The sequence below is a fragment of the Nocardia lijiangensis NBRC 108240 genome, assembly GCF_001613045.1.
Classification (GTDB): domain Bacteria; phylum Actinomycetota; class Actinomycetes; order Mycobacteriales; family Mycobacteriaceae; genus Nocardia; species Nocardia lijiangensis.
The window spans coordinates 11549-27752 of record NZ_BDBP01000085.1 but is presented as its reverse complement, the minus strand read 5'-3'; the positions used below and the strand labels follow the sequence as shown (position 1 = coordinate 27752).

17 protein-coding genes are annotated in these 16204 nt (G+C 69.3%); 8 read left to right on the top strand and 9 right to left on the bottom strand.

Features of this window, described 5'->3' with window-relative positions; all coding sequences use genetic code 11:
* Positions 1 to 10: 10 nt before the first annotated feature.
* Together NL1_RS28005 and NL1_RS28000 are read right to left on the bottom strand one after the other, a co-directional pair.
* The gene (locus tag NL1_RS28005; RefSeq protein WP_067845340.1) at positions 11 to 691 is read right to left on the bottom strand and encodes a PadR family transcriptional regulator; all 681 of its coding nucleotides are present in this window, start codon (positions 689 to 691) and stop codon (positions 11 to 13) included.
* Between the two features lie 248 nt (positions 692 to 939).
* A complete protein-coding gene (locus tag NL1_RS28000) occupies positions 940 to 1827 on the bottom strand; it encodes a glycine betaine ABC transporter substrate-binding protein (RefSeq protein ID WP_067845333.1) in 888 nt (295 codons plus the stop codon).
* 187 nt (positions 1828 to 2014) lie between these two features.
* On the opposite strand from NL1_RS28000, the gene NL1_RS27995 reads away from it, so the two are divergent.
* The 5 genes from NL1_RS27995 (at position 2015) to NL1_RS27975 (ending at position 6167) form a co-directional block, all read left to right on the top strand.
* Positions 2015 to 2947: an ABC transporter substrate-binding protein gene (locus tag NL1_RS27995; RefSeq protein WP_084511034.1), complete on the top strand. Its 933-nt coding sequence runs from the start codon at positions 2015 to 2017 to the stop codon at positions 2945 to 2947.
* Between the two features lie 34 nt (positions 2948 to 2981).
* Complete coding sequence (locus NL1_RS27990) at positions 2982 to 4151, top strand: ABC transporter ATP-binding protein (RefSeq protein WP_067845331.1); 1170 nt, start codon at positions 2982 to 2984, stop codon at positions 4149 to 4151.
* A gap of 49 nt (positions 4152 to 4200) precedes the next feature.
* On the top strand, positions 4201 to 4863 hold the full coding sequence (locus tag NL1_RS27985) for an ABC transporter permease (protein WP_067845371.1): 663 nt from the start codon (positions 4201 to 4203) through the stop codon (positions 4861 to 4863).
* Entirely contained in the window at positions 4860 to 5564 is a 705-nt protein-coding gene (locus tag NL1_RS27980) for an ABC transporter permease (protein WP_174553474.1), read from the top strand. The genes NL1_RS27985 and NL1_RS27980 overlap by 4 nt, the downstream gene beginning before the upstream one ends.
* A gap of 177 nt (positions 5565 to 5741) precedes the next feature.
* On the top strand, positions 5742 to 6167 hold the full coding sequence (locus tag NL1_RS27975) for a CBS domain-containing protein (protein ID WP_067845329.1): 426 nt from the start codon (positions 5742 to 5744) through the stop codon (positions 6165 to 6167).
* 82 nt (positions 6168 to 6249) lie between these two features.
* Here the strand turns inward: NL1_RS27975 and NL1_RS27970 are convergent, their stop codons facing one another.
* The 4 genes from NL1_RS27970 to NL1_RS27955 form a co-directional block, all read right to left on the bottom strand.
* Positions 6250 to 7446, bottom strand: coding sequence for an NAD(P)-dependent malic enzyme (locus NL1_RS27970; RefSeq protein ID WP_067845327.1), 1197 nt, complete (start codon positions 7444 to 7446; stop codon positions 6250 to 6252).
* A 439-nt stretch (positions 7447 to 7885) separates the two neighbouring features.
* On the bottom strand, positions 7886 to 9565 hold the full coding sequence (locus NL1_RS27965) for an FAD-dependent oxidoreductase (protein WP_084511025.1): 1680 nt from the start codon (positions 9563 to 9565) through the stop codon (positions 7886 to 7888).
* 51 nt (positions 9566 to 9616) lie between these two features.
* Positions 9617 to 9883, bottom strand: coding sequence for a hypothetical protein (locus NL1_RS27960; RefSeq protein ID WP_084511024.1), 267 nt, complete (start codon positions 9881 to 9883; stop codon positions 9617 to 9619).
* On the bottom strand, positions 9880 to 10734 hold the full coding sequence (locus NL1_RS27955) for a PHP domain-containing protein (RefSeq protein ID WP_084511023.1): 855 nt from the start codon (positions 10732 to 10734) through the stop codon (positions 9880 to 9882). Before NL1_RS27955 ends, NL1_RS27960 begins: the two co-directional genes overlap by 4 nt.
* A gap of 84 nt (positions 10735 to 10818) precedes the next feature.
* Here NL1_RS27955 and NL1_RS27950 point away from each other — a divergent pair, with 84 nt between their 5' ends.
* The gene (locus tag NL1_RS27950; RefSeq protein ID WP_084511032.1) at positions 10819 to 11895 is read left to right on the top strand and encodes a magnesium and cobalt transport protein CorA; all 1077 of its coding nucleotides are present in this window, start codon (positions 10819 to 10821) and stop codon (positions 11893 to 11895) included.
* 27 nt (positions 11896 to 11922) lie between these two features.
* Here NL1_RS27950 and NL1_RS27945 read toward each other — a convergent pair whose 3' ends face one another.
* From NL1_RS27945 to NL1_RS27935, 3 genes are read right to left on the bottom strand one after another with little or no spacing between them, the layout of a single operon-like run.
* On the bottom strand, positions 11923 to 12501 hold the full coding sequence (locus NL1_RS27945) for a suppressor of fused domain protein (RefSeq protein ID WP_156095084.1): 579 nt from the start codon (positions 12499 to 12501) through the stop codon (positions 11923 to 11925).
* 4 nt (positions 12502 to 12505) lie between these two features.
* Positions 12506 to 12997 carry a YflT domain-containing protein gene (locus NL1_RS27940; protein ID WP_067845322.1) on the bottom strand — a complete coding sequence of 164 codons (492 nt, stop codon included), beginning with the start codon at positions 12995 to 12997 and terminating at the stop codon, positions 12506 to 12508.
* Positions 12998 to 13009: 12 nt separating this feature from the next.
* Positions 13010 to 13966: an HpcH/HpaI aldolase/citrate lyase family protein gene (locus NL1_RS27935; protein ID WP_067845321.1), complete on the bottom strand. Its 957-nt coding sequence runs from the start codon at positions 13964 to 13966 to the stop codon at positions 13010 to 13012.
* A 26-nt stretch (positions 13967 to 13992) separates the two neighbouring features.
* On the opposite strand from NL1_RS27935, the gene NL1_RS27930 reads away from it, so the two are divergent.
* Positions 13993 to 15270: a magnesium transporter MgtE N-terminal domain-containing protein gene (locus NL1_RS27930; protein WP_067845319.1), complete on the top strand. Its 1278-nt coding sequence runs from the start codon at positions 13993 to 13995 to the stop codon at positions 15268 to 15270.
* On the top strand, positions 15267 to 15905 hold the full coding sequence (locus NL1_RS27925; RefSeq protein ID WP_067845317.1) for a DUF1003 domain-containing protein: 639 nt from the start codon (positions 15267 to 15269) through the stop codon (positions 15903 to 15905). Before NL1_RS27930 ends, NL1_RS27925 begins: the two co-directional genes overlap by 4 nt.
* Positions 15906 to 16204: the final 299 nt, after the last annotated feature.

Here is a 16204-nt window from a genome sequence, read left to right as displayed (position 1 = left end):
GTCGATGCGGTCATGGCGCCGCTCCGGCCGAGCGGCGCGGCACCGGCGGCCGCTCCGGGGGATCGTCGTCGGTCCACGGGTGTTCGGGGCCGGCCAGCCGCGCGCCGGTGTGCGGGTCGAACTCCTCCCACTCCAGTGCGCCGCAGGCCAATTCGTCGAGGAAGCCGGTCAACCACCCGAGCTCGGCCGAGAGGGTGGCGCGGAGATAGGGCAGCACGATCCAGTAGCGGCGTTCCACCTCGTGGGTGCGGGCCCAGTCGGCCATCGTGTCGAGGTCGGCGAGATCGCGCTCCAGATGGGCGACGCGTTCGCGCACCAGCCTGAGCACCTCGTCCTTCGGCAGGTTGTGCGCTTCGGACAGCGCGACGGGGAACAGCGGATATTCCCGCGCGGGATAGCGCAGGATCTCGGCGAGCCTGGCGCGCAGCGCGTCTCGGCCGGACGCGGTGATCCGGTAGGTGGTGCGTTCGGGCCGGTTGCCCTCGCGGTCGACGCCCTCGGCGCGCACCAGTTCCTGATCGGCCAGCCGGGCCACGGTGTGGTAGAGCGAGCCGGGCCGCAGCTTGACGATCAGGTCCTCGTTGCGCCGCAGGAGCAGCTGAAACATCTCGTACGGATGCATGGGCCGCTCCTCGAGCAGCGCGAGCACGGAGACCGCCAACGCGGTCAACGCCGGACGCGCCTGCCCCATGTGATCACCTCCCGCTGAATCACCCCCCGCCGCACCGCGGGAGCCGAGCTGTCGAACCCTGGTCGACCGCGCACGGTAGTCACGGGCTCCGACATACTCCACACCAAATACTCCACATGGAATATACGGCCCGAAACAACGACTGGACAAGGGTTTAAAACACCAATGAACCTGTGATCAGCGACACGAACACGCCGCCGTGCGGCGCCGAACACGGCACGATCGCCCCGGCGACGCCCTCGCCGAACCTACAACCCGTGCGTGTCCAGCCAGCCGCGCGCGACCTCACCGGCCGCGGCGCCATCCCGGACCCGGCGGATCATCTCGACCAGGTCGTCCGTCGTCAGTTCGCCCGCAACGTAGTTCAGCTTCTCGAGGCGCTGGTCGTCGAGTAGCCCCTTGCGGAACACCGGGACCACGTTCTGGGCGCGCAGCGCGTACTCGCCGTCGGTCAGCACCGTGAGGCCCTCGATGGCCGAGGTGGTCAGCGCGGACGGACCACCGACCACTCCGGCTTGAACCGAGTTGTCCAGCAGCGCATTTCGCAGCGCGGTCGCGTCGGGCAACGGCGTCGTCCCCGCGAAGTCGCAACCCGTCACCGGTGTGGCGTCGGGGACGCGCAACAGATCCGGCGCGGGGGCCAGCCCGGCGCGGAGTTCTCCGCAGCGCGGCGCGAGTTCGGCGACGGAATCCAGATCGTCGCGGTGCGCAGCCTCGGCGGTGACGAGCACCCGCGGCCGCAAATCGGTGCCGTCGGCCGGATCCGAGACGACCAGCCCCTCCGGCAGCGAGCGGTTCAGATCCTGGATCACCGCGGACGGTGTGCGCGCGGCGGACCCGCTGTCGTAGAAGGCCAGCAGCTCACCGGTGTGCTCGCCGACCAACGCGACCCGGCCCGCGTCGAGGGCGGCCAGATAGTCGGCCCGCTGCCCGAGTTCCGGCTGCACCGCGACGCGCAGCCCGGTCCTCGCCAGCGCACCGGCGTAGATCTCCGCGAGCACCCGCGATTCGACCGCGTCGCCCGCACCCACCACGAAGACGGGGCCCGGATCGTCGTTACCGCAGGACACAACCGCTGCCGCGGCCGCAGCGACCAACACCCGGGCCAGCACCCGCCTCGACGCGGCCAACACCATCCGGCGACACCAACTCTCCGAAGACGACTACAGCCGACAGAAACACCCAGTTGCGGGCAGTATGGACAACCAGAATGTACCGGTGCCCCTTCGGCCTCGGCCGCACGCACCGTCCGCATCTGCCGGAAGGACCCTCGTGAAGACCACGATCACCCCCGCTGCCGGGCGATCGGCGCTGCGGCTCGCGCTGCGCGCCTCTCGGCTCCTCGCCGCTGCTACCTTGCTCGCCGTCGGCATGATCTTGTCGGCCTGCGGCAATTCCGATCCGCTCGCCGCCGACGGCGACTGTGCGGGCGAGGCCCTGATCGTCGGCTCGGCGAACTTCCCGGAGTCCGAGACGGTGGCCAGCATCTACGCGGAGGTGTTGCGGGTCAACGGCTTCCAGGTGGACACCCGTCTCAACATCGGCAGCCGCGAGGCCTACATCCCGGCGCTGCGCGAGTGCGCGATCTCGGTGATCCCCGAGTACACCGGCAATCTGCTGCAGTACCTGGACAAGGACGCGACCGCGACCAGCGCCGCCGACGTCGAGGCCGCGCTGGCGGGCGCGCTCGGCTCCCAGCTGGCCACGGCGGCGCCCGCGCCAGGCCAGGACTCCGACGCGGTGGTGGTCACCCGCGCCACCGCCGAGCGCTGGAACCTGCGCACCATCGCCGATCTCGCGCCGCATTCGGCCGAGGTGAAGTTCGGCGCGCCCGCGGAATTCCAGGAGCGCCAGGGCGGATTGCCCGGCCTGAAGGAGAACTACGGCCTCGACATCGCCGCGGGCAACTTCGTCACGATCCTCGACGGCGGTGGTCCGGCCACCGTGCGTGCGCTGGTGGATGGCCAGGTGACCGCGGCCAACATCTTCACCACCTCCCCCGCCATCGCCGAGAACGATCTCGTCGTGCTGGCGGACCCGAAGCACAACTTTCCAGCGCAGAACGTGATTCCGCTCTTCAACGCCGCCAAGAAGTCCGACAAGGCGGTTGCCGCGCTCAACACGGTGTCGGCGAAGCTCACCACCGAAGCGCTGATCGAGCTGAACGAGTCCGTGTCCGGCAGCAGCAAGACCGAACCGGCGGCGGCCGCCAAGGCGTGGGTCGCCGCACAGGGGTTGAACACGCCGGTCGGGTGATCCGGCAGGGGTGTTGAAGGACGTGAGGGCAGCAGTGTCGGACATCGAGTTCCACGGCATCAGCAAGACCTATCCGGATGGCACGCACGCCGTCACCGATCTCGATCTGCGCATCGAATCGGGTTCGTTCACCGTGTTCGTCGGTCCGTCCGGCTGCGGAAAGACCACCTCGATGCGGATGATCAACCGGATGATCCAGCCCACCAAGGGCATGATCACCGTTGCCGGACAGGACATCTCGACGGTGGACCCGGTCCGGCTGCGGCTCGGCATCGGCTACGTGATCCAGAGCGGCGGCCTGCTGCCGCACCGCACCGTGCTCGACAACGTCGCGACGGTGCCGGTGCTGCGCGGCGATTCGCGCAGGGCGGCACGCAAGGCGGCGCTCGAGGTCCTGGACCGGGTGGGCCTGGATCGCGGGCTCGCCGACCGCTACCCCGCGCAGCTGTCCGGCGGTCAGCAGCAGCGGGTCGGCGTGGCGCGGGCGCTGGCCGCCGACCCGCCGATCCTGCTGATGGACGAGCCGTTCAGCGCCGTCGACCCGGTGGTGCGGGCCGAATTGCAGACCGAAATGCAGCGTCTGCAAGCGGAATTGCACAAGACCATCGTGTTCGTCACCCACGACATCGATGAGGCGATCACCCTCGGCGACCGGGTCGCGGTATTCGGCCGGGCAGGCGTGCTCCAGCAGTACGATCCGCCGCAGCGCGTCCTGGCCGGGCCCGCAACGGATTTCGTCGCCGAGTTCGTCGGGCGCGACCGCGGCTATCGCGGCCTGTCCTTCCGCTCGGCCGATGACGTTGCGCTGCACGATATCCCGACCGCCACCGCAACCGCGGTGGGCGCACTGCGGCTGACGCAGGGCGACTGGGTGCTCGTGGTGGACGAGGCGGGCAAGCCACTCGGCTGGGTCGACGCGACCGGCGTGGCGGCGCGGCGAGCGGGCAGGCCGCTGGAGGACTGCATGGCGGCGGGCGGATCGCTGTTCAGGCCCACCGGCGATCTGCGCCAGGCGTTGGACGCCGCCATCTCCTCGCCGTCCGGAATCGGTGTGGCCGTGGACGATTCCGGCCGCGTGCGCGGCGGCGTGCGGGCCACCGAGGTGATCGCGCACCTGGCCGAGCAACGCAGCGCCGAGGACGTCGAACGCAACCGGCTCGCCTCCGAACAGGGGCTCTCCGACGGTGACGGGACCGGTTCGTGATCGGCCGCAACGCCACCACGGCACCGCGCCGCGACGGGCGGGAGACCGCGTGAGATACCTGGTCGACAACTTCTCCGAGATCCTCGCCATCACCAGGACCCACCTTTATCTCGCGTTGACGCCCTTGCTGTTCGGGCTGGTGATCGCGATTCCGGCGGGCGCGGTGATCCGGCGGATCCCCTGGCTGCGACGGATCACCGTGGCCGCGGCGAGCCTGGCCTACACGGTGCCCTCGCTCGCGTTGTTCGTGATCATCCCTCCGCTGGTGGGCATTTCGGCGATCGATCCGTGGAACGTGATCATCGCACTGACCATCTACTCGACCGCGCTGCTGGTGATCGCGGTCCCGGTGGCGCTGGATTCGGTGCCCGCCGCCGTGGTCGACGCCGCCGACGCCGTCGGATTCGGTCCGCTGCGGCGCACGCTGACTGTCGATATGCCTTTGGCCATACCGGTTTTCGTGTCCAACCTGCGCGTGGTGGTGGTCACCAATATCGCCATGGTGTCGGTCGGCGCGCTGATCGGGGTCGGCGGGCTCGGCAAGCTGTTCACCCAGGGCTATCAGCGCGACTACCCGGACGAGATCGTCGCGGGCATCATCGTGACGCTGGCGCTCGCGCTGCTCTTCGACCGGCTGGTGTATCTGCTCGGCCGGTGGGCGACGCCCTGGACCAGGGCCGACGATCGAGCGCGGCGAGGGGCGAGCGCGTGAACCTGTTCGTCGACGCCTGGCGCTATTTCACCGACGCCGCCAACTGGGGCGGACCCACCGGCATCGAAGCCCGTCTGGCGCAACATCTCTGGTACACCCTGCTGGCGGTGGCCGGGTCGGCCGTGATCGCGGTGCCGCTCGGCCTCGTCATCGGCCATCGACGGCGCGGCGCCGCGGCGCTGGTCGGCTTCGCCAACGCGATGCGCGCGCTGCCGACCCTCGGCCTGCTCACGTTCCTGGTGCTAGGGCTCGGGCTCGGGCTGATTCCGCCGCTGCTCGCGCTGCTCACCGTCGGCATCCCCCCGCTGCTGGCGGGCGCGTACGCCGGGGTGGCCAACGTGCCCGCCGACGTGGTCGATGCCTCCAGGGCCATGGGCATGACCGAACGGCAGGTCCTGTTCCGTGTGGAAGTCCCCAATGCCATGCCGATCCTGGTGAACGGCCTGCGCGGCGCCACCCTCCAGGTGGTGGCCACCGCGACCATCGCGGCGTACGTGAATCTCGGTGGGCTCGGCCGCTACATCTTCGACGGGCTCGGGCTGCACCGGTACGACCGGGTGCTGGTGGGTGCGCTGCTGGTGGCCGCGTTGGCGATGCTGCTGGACGGGTTGCTCGCGCTCGTCGTCTGGGTGACGACGCCGGGGACCGGGCGGCTGCGGCGGGCGACGGCTCCGAATGACGTGCGGCAGACCGCGCGATGACCGCCGTCCAGTCCACCCCTATTGACCGTTGATGTGATCTCCGTCACGATTGGCACTGGCCGTAGGAGTCGTCAGCCGCGCACGCGCTCGACGCCACTGTGGCAAGCCGCGTCGAGACCTGCGCAACCTCGAGTCCTGCGGGGACCCCAACCCGAGACGAGGAGGATTGCCGTGAGCATGAACGCACCGATGAAGGCCCGCGACATCATGCACGCCGATGCCAGGTGTATCCCCGCGGACGAGACGCTCGACCGCGCCGCCGAGATGATGCGCAACCTGGACGTGGGCGCGCTGCCTATCTGCAACAACGACCGCCTCATCGGCATGCTGACCGACCGTGACATCGTCGTCCGCTGCATCGCCGAGGGACGCGACCCCAGCCGCCTCCGCGCAGGCGATCTCGCCAAGGGCACCCCGCGCTGGGTCGACGCCGACGCCGAACTCCAGCAGGTGCTGGAGATGATGGAGCAGAATCAGATCAAGCGGCTGCCGGTCATCGAGAACAAGCGCCTGGTCGGCATGATCTGCGAATCCGATCTGGCCAAGAACGTCACCGACGCCCAGCTGGCAGAGTTCATCTCAGCCGTTTCCGTGCCGCACTGAGCGCAAACAACATGCCTGGAAATGAGGCAGGGCGCCTCGTTCGTCATTGAACGGGGCGCCCTGTCGATTGCGTAATCCGTTGTTACGCAACGCCCTCCGCACGCGCGGCGGCGGCGACAGCCTCGGCGACGGCCGGGGCGACCCGCGGGTCGAGCGGGCTGGGGACGATCTTCTCGGGGCCGAGCTCGTCGGCGACCACGCTCAGGATGGCGTCGGCGGCGGCGATCTTCATGCCTTCGGTGATGCGACGGGCGCCCGCGTCCAGCGCGCCCTTGAACACGCCGGGGAAGGCGAGCACGTTGTTGATCTGGTTCGGGAAGTCGCTGCGGCCGGTCGCGACGATCGAGGCGTACTTGCGCGCCACGTCCGGGTGGATCTCCGGGTCCGGGTTGGACATGGCGAACACGATCGCCTCCGGCGCCATCGAGGCGATGAGCTCCTCGGCGATCAGGCCCGCCGACAGACCGAGGAACACGTCCGCGCCCGCGAGCGCCTCGGCGGCGCCGCCGCTGAGCCCGCGCGGGTTGGTGCGCTCGGCCAGTTCGGACTTCACCTCGTTCAGGTCGGCGCGATCGCGGCTCACGATGCCCTTCGAGTCGAGCACGGTGACATCGCGAACGCCCGCGGCGAGCAGGATGTTGGTGCACGCGACACCGGCCGCGCCGGCGCCCGACACCACGACCTTCAGACCGTCGATGCCACGACCCTGCACCCGGGCCGCGCCGTTCAGGGCGGCGAGCACCACGATCGCGGTGCCGTGCTGGTCGTCGTGCATGACCGGGCAGTCGAGCGCCTCGATGACGCGCTTCTCGATCTCGAAGCAGCGCGGCGCGGAGATGTCCTCCAGGTTCACCGCGCCGAAGCTCGGGCGCAGCCGGATCAGGGTTTCGACGATCTCGTCGACGTCCTTGGTGTCCAGCACGATCGGGATCGAGTCCAGTCCGGCGAACTTCTTGAACAGCGCCGCCTTGCCCTCCATCACCGGCAGCGAGGCGCGCGGGCCGATGTCGCCGAGGCCGAGGACGGCGGTGCCGTCGCTGACCACGACCACCAGGCGGTCGGTCCAGGTGTAGCGCTTGGCCAGCGTCTCGTCCTGAGCGATCGCACGGCTGACCTGAGCGACGCCGGGGGTGTACGCGATCGAGAGGTCGCGCTGAGTCTCGAGCGGAGCCGAGAGCTCGACCGAGAGCTTGCCGCCGAGGTGTCCAGCGAAGATTTCGTCGTTGGTGATTTCGGACAAACTCGCGGTGGCATTCGGTGCGTCAGTCACAGGTGACACGATTTCACTCCTGCTCGGGTCGGGCTGAACCGGGGGACGGTTACCGCCGGGTAATTCGTAATAGGTGATTCGTACCGCTCATCGAGTGCGCTGACCGGGACGTTTCGAGTCGGGGTCGATGTGTCGAAAACCCGACGATCAGCTCGAGACGTGGCGCTGCACTGATCCGCAAAGCGGGGGCCGGACGGGTGTGTCCGGACAGAACATGCGGGGCGATCCTCGGGGGCGCGACGGTACGTTGCGCAGCTCGGAGCACCGCGATTCCCGAACCCGGCGGTGGCATAGGAGGGGAATCCGCAACATTCTGCCAGCCGGTCCGATGACTTGCCAAACCGGTGTGTCGGATCCCGGTTGCGCGTCATATTTCCGAGGGTAAATCCCCGGAATTACCCCGAAGTAAGGGGAAACTCGCATCCGCACACCGCGGGGCGGTGAGTTGTCACATCGCCAGGCGATCCGGGGGTGTGAGATCGGGCTCCCGTCGGCCCGGCACGATCCGCGGGGTCCCGGACACCGCGGGAGCGGGCTCCAACCCGACCGGGACCTGGCCGCGTACGACGGCCGGACCTCGCACGGCGGGGGCCTGCTCCGACGGTACCCGCCGTAATCGCTCGGTGCCGACCCAGACGTCGTCCAGCCCGCCTGACGTCAGTCGCACCAGCCACTCGGCTCCGGTATCGGGATGGTCGGTGCGCCGATGCATGCCGCGGGTCTCGGTGCGGGCCAGCGCGCTGTGCTTGGTCCATCTGGCCACCGCGAGCAGGGCCGCCGCCTGCCTGGCTCGCAAGCGCTCGGCGCCGACCCCACCGAGATCGAACGCCACGCCCGGCCACATGCCGTCGAGCTCGGCGATGCTGTCGCGCAGGCTGCCCGCGCTGCGCCAGTAGCTGCGCCGCAGCGGCAGCGTGTGCTCCTGGACCAGTCCCACGATCGCGCGCGGGTCGATGCGCGCTCGCGCGGCGAGGCCCGCGCCCGGCACCGGATGCACCACGCCCACCGCGCCTCTGGTCCGCGCGAAACGGGCGGCCCCCGCCCCCGCCCAGACGCCGGAGGCGATGGCCCACGCTCCGCTCTGACCGCCGAAGCCGCTCACCGCGCCCGTGATCGCCTCTCGGCTGACCGCATCGCCCGCGCCGAACAGCCCGGCCACCGTGGTCGCGCAGTCCGGACCGGTGAGCGCCAGACCGCCCGTACCGCGCACCGTCCCCTCGAGCACCGCGCGCAGCGGCACCCGTTGTGTGTGATCGGCCGTGCCCTGCCTGGTGAGCCAGTCGCGGACCGCCGCGGGCATGTCGTCCGCGGCGGCGAACACCCGCCGCCCGTCGGCGATGGCCGCGAACGCCGCGTGCCGATGTCCCTCGAGAACCGTGCCGCTCTCGTCGTAGAGCGTGGCGTATTGCAGCGCGAGACCCGGCGTCGAACTCGGATGCATCGCAGGCGTGACGGAATTCGGCATGGCCGCCAAGCCGTAGGCGCTGGAGAATTCCATGCCGGACAGCCGCGCACCCGCCTCGGCGGCGAACAGCAGCCCGTCACCCGTCGCCACGTCGGTGCCCGCGCCGCCGGAGAGAAAGGCACAGCCGCCGGTGGCAATCACCACCGCGCCCGCGCGGACCGTCCAGGAGCGAAAGCCGTTGTTCTGCTGCACCCCGGCCGCACCGGAGATCACGCCGTCACCGTCGCGCAGCAGCTGCAATGCGGGATGGTGATCGAGGACACGCACACCCGCCTCGATCACGGTGCGGCGCATCCGGCGCAGGTATCCCGCGCCATCCAGGCGGACCCGCTGCGAGCCGCCCCGCGAGTCGTCGGGAAACCGATAACCCCAGCCCACCAGCTGTTCGATCCGCCGATGGGTCTCGTCGAGCACTCGGTGCATCCATTCCGGATCGCCGAGGTCACCGCCGTGCGCGTGCGATCGGCGTACCGCCGCGTTCCTGGCCGCGCCGGGCGGGATGTTCCACACCATCGTGCTCCCGAACGCAGAAGGCCCGCTGCTTCCGCAGCGGGCCTTGTCGACGAGCACCACCCTCGCCCCTCCGGAGGCGGCCGAGACGGCCGCCCAGGCTCCGGCGGGGCCACCGCCTAGAACCAGCACGTCCGTCTCTATCTCGTTCACAAGAAAAGATGTTCGTCCACAATTCACCCGGCCGCAACCAGTACCGGATTATCAACCCCACCATTGTGTCCAGAGCAATATTCCGGTGACCAAGAAAACGACCGCAGATCCGGAAAAGGCGAGAAAACCCCGATGCCTATCCGAAAAGATCTGCGCCCCAAGCACGGTCACCGAGGCCACCAGATGCCAGGTCACCGACTCCGCGCCCGGACCGGGGAAGCCGCGCTGCGCGCCGATCACCGCCGCACCGACGACGACGAGCGTCAGCAGCACCGTACCCGCCGCAACCACCCCGCTGAGCGCGCGCAGGTATCTCACGAAGTGATCACGGGCACACCCGTCGCCTTGCCCGCGAGCTCCTCGAATTGCGCTGGGTCGGTGGTGAATTCGCCGAGGCGGATGGTCTTGTTGGCGCCGTGGTAGTCCGACGAGCCGGTGGTGATCAGACCCAGCTCGTCGGCGAGCTCGGTCAGCACCGCGCGATCGGCGGCGGAATGGTCGGGATGGTCGATCTCCAGGCCGCCCAGTCCGAGGGTGGCCAATTCCCGGATGTCGTCCAGGGCGAGCAGCCGTCCCCGCTTGCGGGCCCTGGTGTGGGCGAGCACGCTGACCCCGCCCGCGCCCGCGATCATCGCGACCGCGCGGTGCAGCGCCGTGTCGGCCTTCTCCGCGTAGTACGGTCCGCGCGGTGCGAGCAGCTCGGTGAAGGCGGCGTCCACGCTCGGCACCACCCCGGCCTCGACCAGCGCCCGCGCCAGATGCGGACGCCCTGCCGAAGGCCCCGCCGCCGCGAGCACCGCGTCCGGGTCGATCGGCAGTCCGTCGGCGGCCATCCGCTCGGCCATCGAGCGCAGCCGGTCCACCCGCTCGGCGCGCAACCGCTCGCGCTCCTCGGCGAAACTGCGGTCGGCCGGATCGAACAGGTAGGCGAGCAGATGCACCGGCACCGGCCAGCCGTCCTCGCCCAGCCCGACGCACGACATCTCCATCCCGCGCACCAGCGTCATGCCCTTCGGTAGCGCGTCCACCGCCTCGACCCACCCGGCGGTGGTGTCGTGATCGGTGATCGCGACGACGTCCAGGCCGGCGGCCGCCGCGTTCCGCACCAGCTCGGCCGGGGTATCGGTGCCGTCGGACGCGGTCGAATGGGTATGCAGGTCGATGCGCACGTCCTCCAGTGTCGCAGTGCGCGATCACCGGTGGTCCGCGGCCATCCGCTCGGCTCGCGGCGCGACGCCTCTACCATCGTCCTCGTGCCGTCCATACCGCCGCTCTCGTCCCTCCGCGGTCAAGGTCGCGCCGTGACGCCGCGCCCACGCATTCCCGTCCCCACCGCGCGAGCCGTCGTCGACTGCGCCGTCTACGTCGACGGACACAGGCTGCCGGGTCGCTTCACCCACGCCGAGGCGCTGGCCGAGGTCCGCTCGCGCGAGAACGGTTTCGTCTGGATCGGGCTGCACGATCCGGACGAGACCCAGATGGCCGACATCGCGGCGACCTTCGACCTGCATCCGCTCGCCGTCGAGGACGCGATCAAGGCCCATCAGCGGCCCAAGCTGGAACGCTTCGACGACACGACGTTCGTGGTGCTGCGCACGGTCTCCTATGTCCCGCACGAAATGCACAGCGTCAGCGAGATCGTCGAGACCGGCGACATCATGGTGTTCACCGGACGCGATTTCGCGGTGACCGTCCGGCACGGCGAGCACAGCGGCCTCGCGGGCGTGCGACGCGAACTCGAGGATCGCCCCGACCATTTGAGCCACGGCCCGTACGCGGTGCTGCACGCGGTGGCCGACCACGTCGTGGACTCCTACATCGAGGTGGCGGCGCTGGTGGAGAACGACATCGACGAGATGGAAGAGGCGGTTTTCACCCCGCGCAACCACGTCTCCATCGAGTCGATCTACCAACTCAAGCGCGAGGTGGTGGAGCTGCGCCGCGCGGTCAATCCGCTCGCCGCGCCGCTGCAACTGCTGGCGCACAAACCGGATCTGCCGATAGCCAAGGAGATTCGGCGCTACCTGCGCGACGTGGCCGACCATCACACAACCGTCGCCGAGCGCATCTCCGATTTCGACGAGTCGCTCAGCGAACTGGTCAGCGCCGCCCTGGCCAAGATGACCGTGCAGCAGAGCACCGACATGCGGAAGATCTCGGCGTGGGTCGCCATCGCGGCGGTCCCGACCATGATCGCGGGCGTCTACGGCATGAACTTCGACCACATGCCGGAACTGAAATGGACCTACGGCTACGGCATGGTGCTGCTGCTCATGGCGACCGTGTGCACCGGACTGTTCATCACGTTCCGCCGCAACAACTGGCTCTGAACACCCCACGCCGCAGGAAGCACGCCGCTACAGCGTCGCCGCCCCACGGCCCGGATCGCGCACGTCGATGCCCGCTTCGGTCCACGCGTCGCGCAGCGCCTGCGCACCGCGCACCCGCACCCAGGCCGCCTCGGTCGCGGTCACCGGTGTCACCGTCAGATACCTGACCGGCTCGGCGGGCTCGGGCAGCGGAATCTCCGGAATCTCGCTGTCGGCGAGCAGCGCCGCGGTGAACGCCGAGCCCTGCCACAGCGGCTCGCCGAGGTCGAGCAACGCGTCGGCTTGCAGCACAACGCCTTCCACGGAGGGCGTGGCGACCAGGATGCCCAGCGCCTTGGGCAGGCCTGGCATGGCGGTGCCGGTTCGCAGCGTCAGCACCAGCTCCGCGCGCGGGCCGCGCACCGGATCGGCGTGCAGGTCACCGGGATCGCCCATGGGATGACGCGAACCGCCGAGCGTCGCGTAATGCACGACGTCGCCGTCGACGATGCGCAGGATCTCGATCGGCTCCAGCCCCAGAAACGTCACCGAGGCCGAATCCACACCGGTCGCGGCCACGCCGTAGTGGTCGAGCACGCCGGTGCGGACCGTGTCCATCACGTCCATGCGCTCAGATCGCCAACCGCGCGAGCATGTCCCGCGCCTGCTCGGCCGACTTCGGGTCGCACAGCACGTCGTAGCGGCCAGCCACCAGCTGCATGGTGGAGGCGAAATCGCGCTGGCCCTTGGTGGCCGCGTACGGAATCGAGGTCGAGATCACACCGAAGATGATGCCGCCGACCAGGCCGACGAGCAGCGGACCGAACGCGCCGCTGGTGGTGAACAGGCTCAGCAGCAGACCGAGGAACAGGCCGAGCCAGGCGCCGGAGACCACGCCGCCACCGATCACCTTGCCCCAGTTCAGGCGGTAGAGCACCCGCTCGACCTGCATCAGGTCGACACCGACGATCGTCACGTCCTGCACCGGAAACTGGTTGTCGGCCAGGTAGTCGACCGCCCGCTGCGCCTCGGCGTAGGTCGGATAGGAGCCCACCGGCCAGCCCGACGGCGGGGTCGGCAACCCCTGGCGGGCGCGGTTGGGATTCCCCAAGGGATTCGTCATGACTCCATTCTGCTATTCGGAGCGGCCGTTCGGTGGTGTGAAACGCGTGGTGCGCGTCATCCCGGCGGCCCGTCCCTTGTCCGCAACCACCTGCGCCATCTTCGCGCTGGCCTCGTCGATCATCTCGTCGCCGAGCATGACAGCGCCGCGCGCACCACCCTCGGCGGAGGTGTGGAAGGCGTAGGCGTCGAGGATCTCCTCGGCCCGGTCGTAATCGGCTTGGCGCGGGCTGAAGATCTCGTTGGCCGCGTCGATCTGGCCGGGGTGCAGCACCCACTTGCCGTCGAAGCCGAGCGCGGCGGTGCGCCCGGCGGCCCTGCGGAAACCGTCGAGGTCGCGGATCTGCAAGTAGGGGCCGTCGATCGCCTGCAGGCCGTGGGCGCGCGCGGCGAGCAGGATGGTCATCAGGATGTGGTGGTAGGCGTCGCCGGTGTCGTAACCCTCCGGCTGTTCGCCGACCACCAGGGTGCGCATATTGATGCTCGCCATGAAATCGGCAGGGCCGAAGACGAGCGCTTGCACCCGCGGGCTCGCGGTCGCGATCTCATCGATATTGCGCAGGCCCATGGCGTTTTCCAGCTGCGGTTCGATGCCGATCCGCCCGACTTCCAGCCCGTTGGCCTTCTCCACCTGGGTGAGCAACAGGTCCAGCGCTTGCACCTGGCCCGCGTCGGTGACCTTCGGCAGCAGGATCGCGTCGATGACGCGGCCCGCGCCCTCGACGACCGTGATCACGTCGGCGTAGGTCCAAGCGGTCGTCCAGTCGTTGACCCGCACCACCCGCAGTTGCTCGCCCCAGCCGGGCTGATTCAGGGCGGCGACGATATTGGCACGCGCCGCGGCCTTGGCTACCGGCGCCACCGCGTCCTCCAGGTCGAGGAAGACCTCGTCGACCGGCAACCCTTTGGCTTTCTCGATCATCTTGGGGTTGCTGCCTGGCACGGCGAGGACCGATCGGCGCGGCTTCATGGAGCCTCCTGTCTAGTCTGGCAAGCATGGCAGCTACCAGGGTGTACGTCGCCAGGCTCGCGGGCCTGGCGGTGCTGGGACCGGACGGGGAGTCTATCGGCCGGGTCCGCGACGCGGTCGTGGCGATCCGCTACGACCGTCAGGTACCGCGCGTACACGGCCTTGTCGTCGAATTGCCGAGCAGGCGCCGGATTTTCGTGCCGATGTTGCGGGTGACCTCGATCGAACCGGGCATGGTGACGCTCAACACCGGCACCGTGAGCCTGCGCCGTTTCCAGCAACGGCCGGGCGAAATGCTGGCGCTGGCCCAGATCGTGGATTCCACAGTGCAGGTGGACGATCCGGATCTGCCCGACCTCGCGGGCGTCGACGTGTTCGTGGTCGATCTCGGTATCGAATTGACCAGAACCAGGGACTGGCGGGTCTCTCGCGTCGCGGTGCGCGGACACCGGCGGATCGGGCGGCGGCGCACCGTGCACGTCGTCGACTGGACCACGGTGACGGGCCTGACCCCGTACGAGATCGGCAGGCCCGGCCAGGACGTCACGCAGTTGCTCGAGCAGTTCGAGGGCCTGCGCCCCGCCGACGTCGCGCACATGCTGCGCGAACTGCCGGAGAAGCGCCGCATCGAGGTCGCCGAGGCGCTGGACGACGAGCGGCTCGCCGACGTGGTGCAGGAACTGCCCGACGACGATCAGGTCGACCTGCTCGGCCACCTCGAGGTGCGCCGCGCCGCCGACGTGCTCGAGGCGATGGATCCCGACGACGCGGCCGACCTGCTCGGCGAACTGCCGACCGGGGAACGCGAATCGCTGCTCGCGATGATGGATCCCGAGGAATCCGAACCGGTGCGCAGGCTGCTCGCGCACTCCCCCGACACCGCGGGCGGCCTGATGACGACCAAACCCATCGTGCTGACACCGTCGACCACGGTCGCGGAAGCACTGGCCAGGGTGCGCAACCCGGATCTCACGCCGGCGCTCGCCTCCATGGTGTTCGTGGTCCGCCCGCCCACCGCCACGCCCACCGGTCCGTACCTCGGCTGCGTGCACATCCAGCAGTTGTTGCGGGAACCGCCCGCGCACATCGTCGGCGGCATCGTCGATTCCGATCTCGCGCCGCTGCGGGCCGAGGTGCCGCTCTCCGCGGTGACCCGGTACTTCGCCACCTACAACCTGGTCTGCGGGCCGGTGGTGGACGACGAGAACCATCTGCTCGGCGCGGTCAGCGTCGACGACGTGCTCGACCATCTGCTGCCGGAGGACTGGCGCGAGGAGGAGCAGGACGAAGGGGCCGGCGCATGAACGACAAGAATCCGGCGAAGCATCCGGCGGCGGGCATCACCAGGGTCGGCACCAGCTCCGCCCGGCAGCGTTTGGAGACACCGCTCGAGTCCCGGTTCCGATTCGACTGGGACGCAGAGGCATTGGCGCGCAGCTCGGAGCGGGTGGCCCGATTCCTCGGCACCGGACGCTATCTCGCGATGCAGACGGTCGTGGTGATCATCTGGATCCTGATCAACGTCTTCGCGGTGTCGCTGCGCTGGGACCCGTATCCGTTCATCCTGTTGAACCTCGCGTTCTCCACCCAGGCCGCCTACGCCGCGCCGCTGATCCTGTTGGCGCAGAACCGTCAAGACAACCGCGATCGGGTGGCGCTGGAAGAGGATCGGCTGCGCGCGGCACAGACCAAGGCCGACACCGAATTCCTGGCCCGCGAACTCGCAGCGCTGCGCCTCGCGGTCGGCGAAGTGGCGACTCGCGACTATCTGCGCCGCGAATTGGAGGAGATGCGCGAGGTGCTCGACCGCATCGAGGCCGCCGGCGCGCCGGAGCGCAACACGCCGCGTGAGGTGAAGTCGGGCAAGGCGAGTCGCAAGAAAACCTCCGGTGGAAAGCAGGCGGGCGTTCAGCTTTCGCCGCCCGTAGCTGACGATTGACCGGAAATGCTCAACAACCTACTGACCGCTGGGTAACCTGGACAACGTTGTCCTGAGCGGGCCGGGTTGTGGGATCTGCCGGACACCGCTCCCATGACGTAGAGGATTGGTGTGGCCGAATGCGAGTTTCCGCTCCGATAACCATGTCAGCCCTCGTTGTCGCTGGTCTGGTCGCTTCCGGGTCGGCGGCACACAACACGACCACGAGCACGCCGCCGCAGGCACCGGAGGCGAGGCTTGCCGCGTCCGGCGGTCGCGACGGCACCGGCAACGCCTCGGACACCGAATCAGAAGGCGCC

What these genes read in the sequence shown, in the direction of transcription:
- NL1_RS28005 (WP_067845340.1), bottom strand. Translation starts at nt 691, where the DNA reads ATGGGGCAGGCGCGTCCGGCGTTGACCGCGTTGGCGGTCTCCGTGCTC.
- NL1_RS28000 (WP_067845333.1), bottom strand. Translation starts at nt 1,827, where the DNA reads ATGGTGTTGGCCGCGTCGAGGCGGGTGCTGGCCCGGGTGTTGGTCGCT.
- NL1_RS27975 (WP_067845329.1), top strand. Translation starts at nt 5,742, where the DNA reads ATGAACGCACCGATGAAGGCCCGCGACATCATGCACGCCGATGCCAGG.
- NL1_RS27945 (WP_156095084.1), bottom strand. Translation starts at nt 12,501, where the DNA reads ATGGACGTGATGGACACGGTCCGCACCGGCGTGCTCGACCACTACGGC.
- NL1_RS27940 (WP_067845322.1), bottom strand. Translation starts at nt 12,997, where the DNA reads ATGACGAATCCCTTGGGGAATCCCAACCGCGCCCGCCAGGGGTTGCCG.
- NL1_RS27935 (WP_067845321.1), bottom strand. Translation starts at nt 13,966, where the DNA reads ATGAAGCCGCGCCGATCGGTCCTCGCCGTGCCAGGCAGCAACCCCAAG.
- NL1_RS27930 (WP_067845319.1), top strand. Translation starts at nt 13,993, where the DNA reads ATGGCAGCTACCAGGGTGTACGTCGCCAGGCTCGCGGGCCTGGCGGTG.
- NL1_RS27925 (WP_067845317.1), top strand. Translation starts at nt 15,267, where the DNA reads ATGAACGACAAGAATCCGGCGAAGCATCCGGCGGCGGGCATCACCAGG.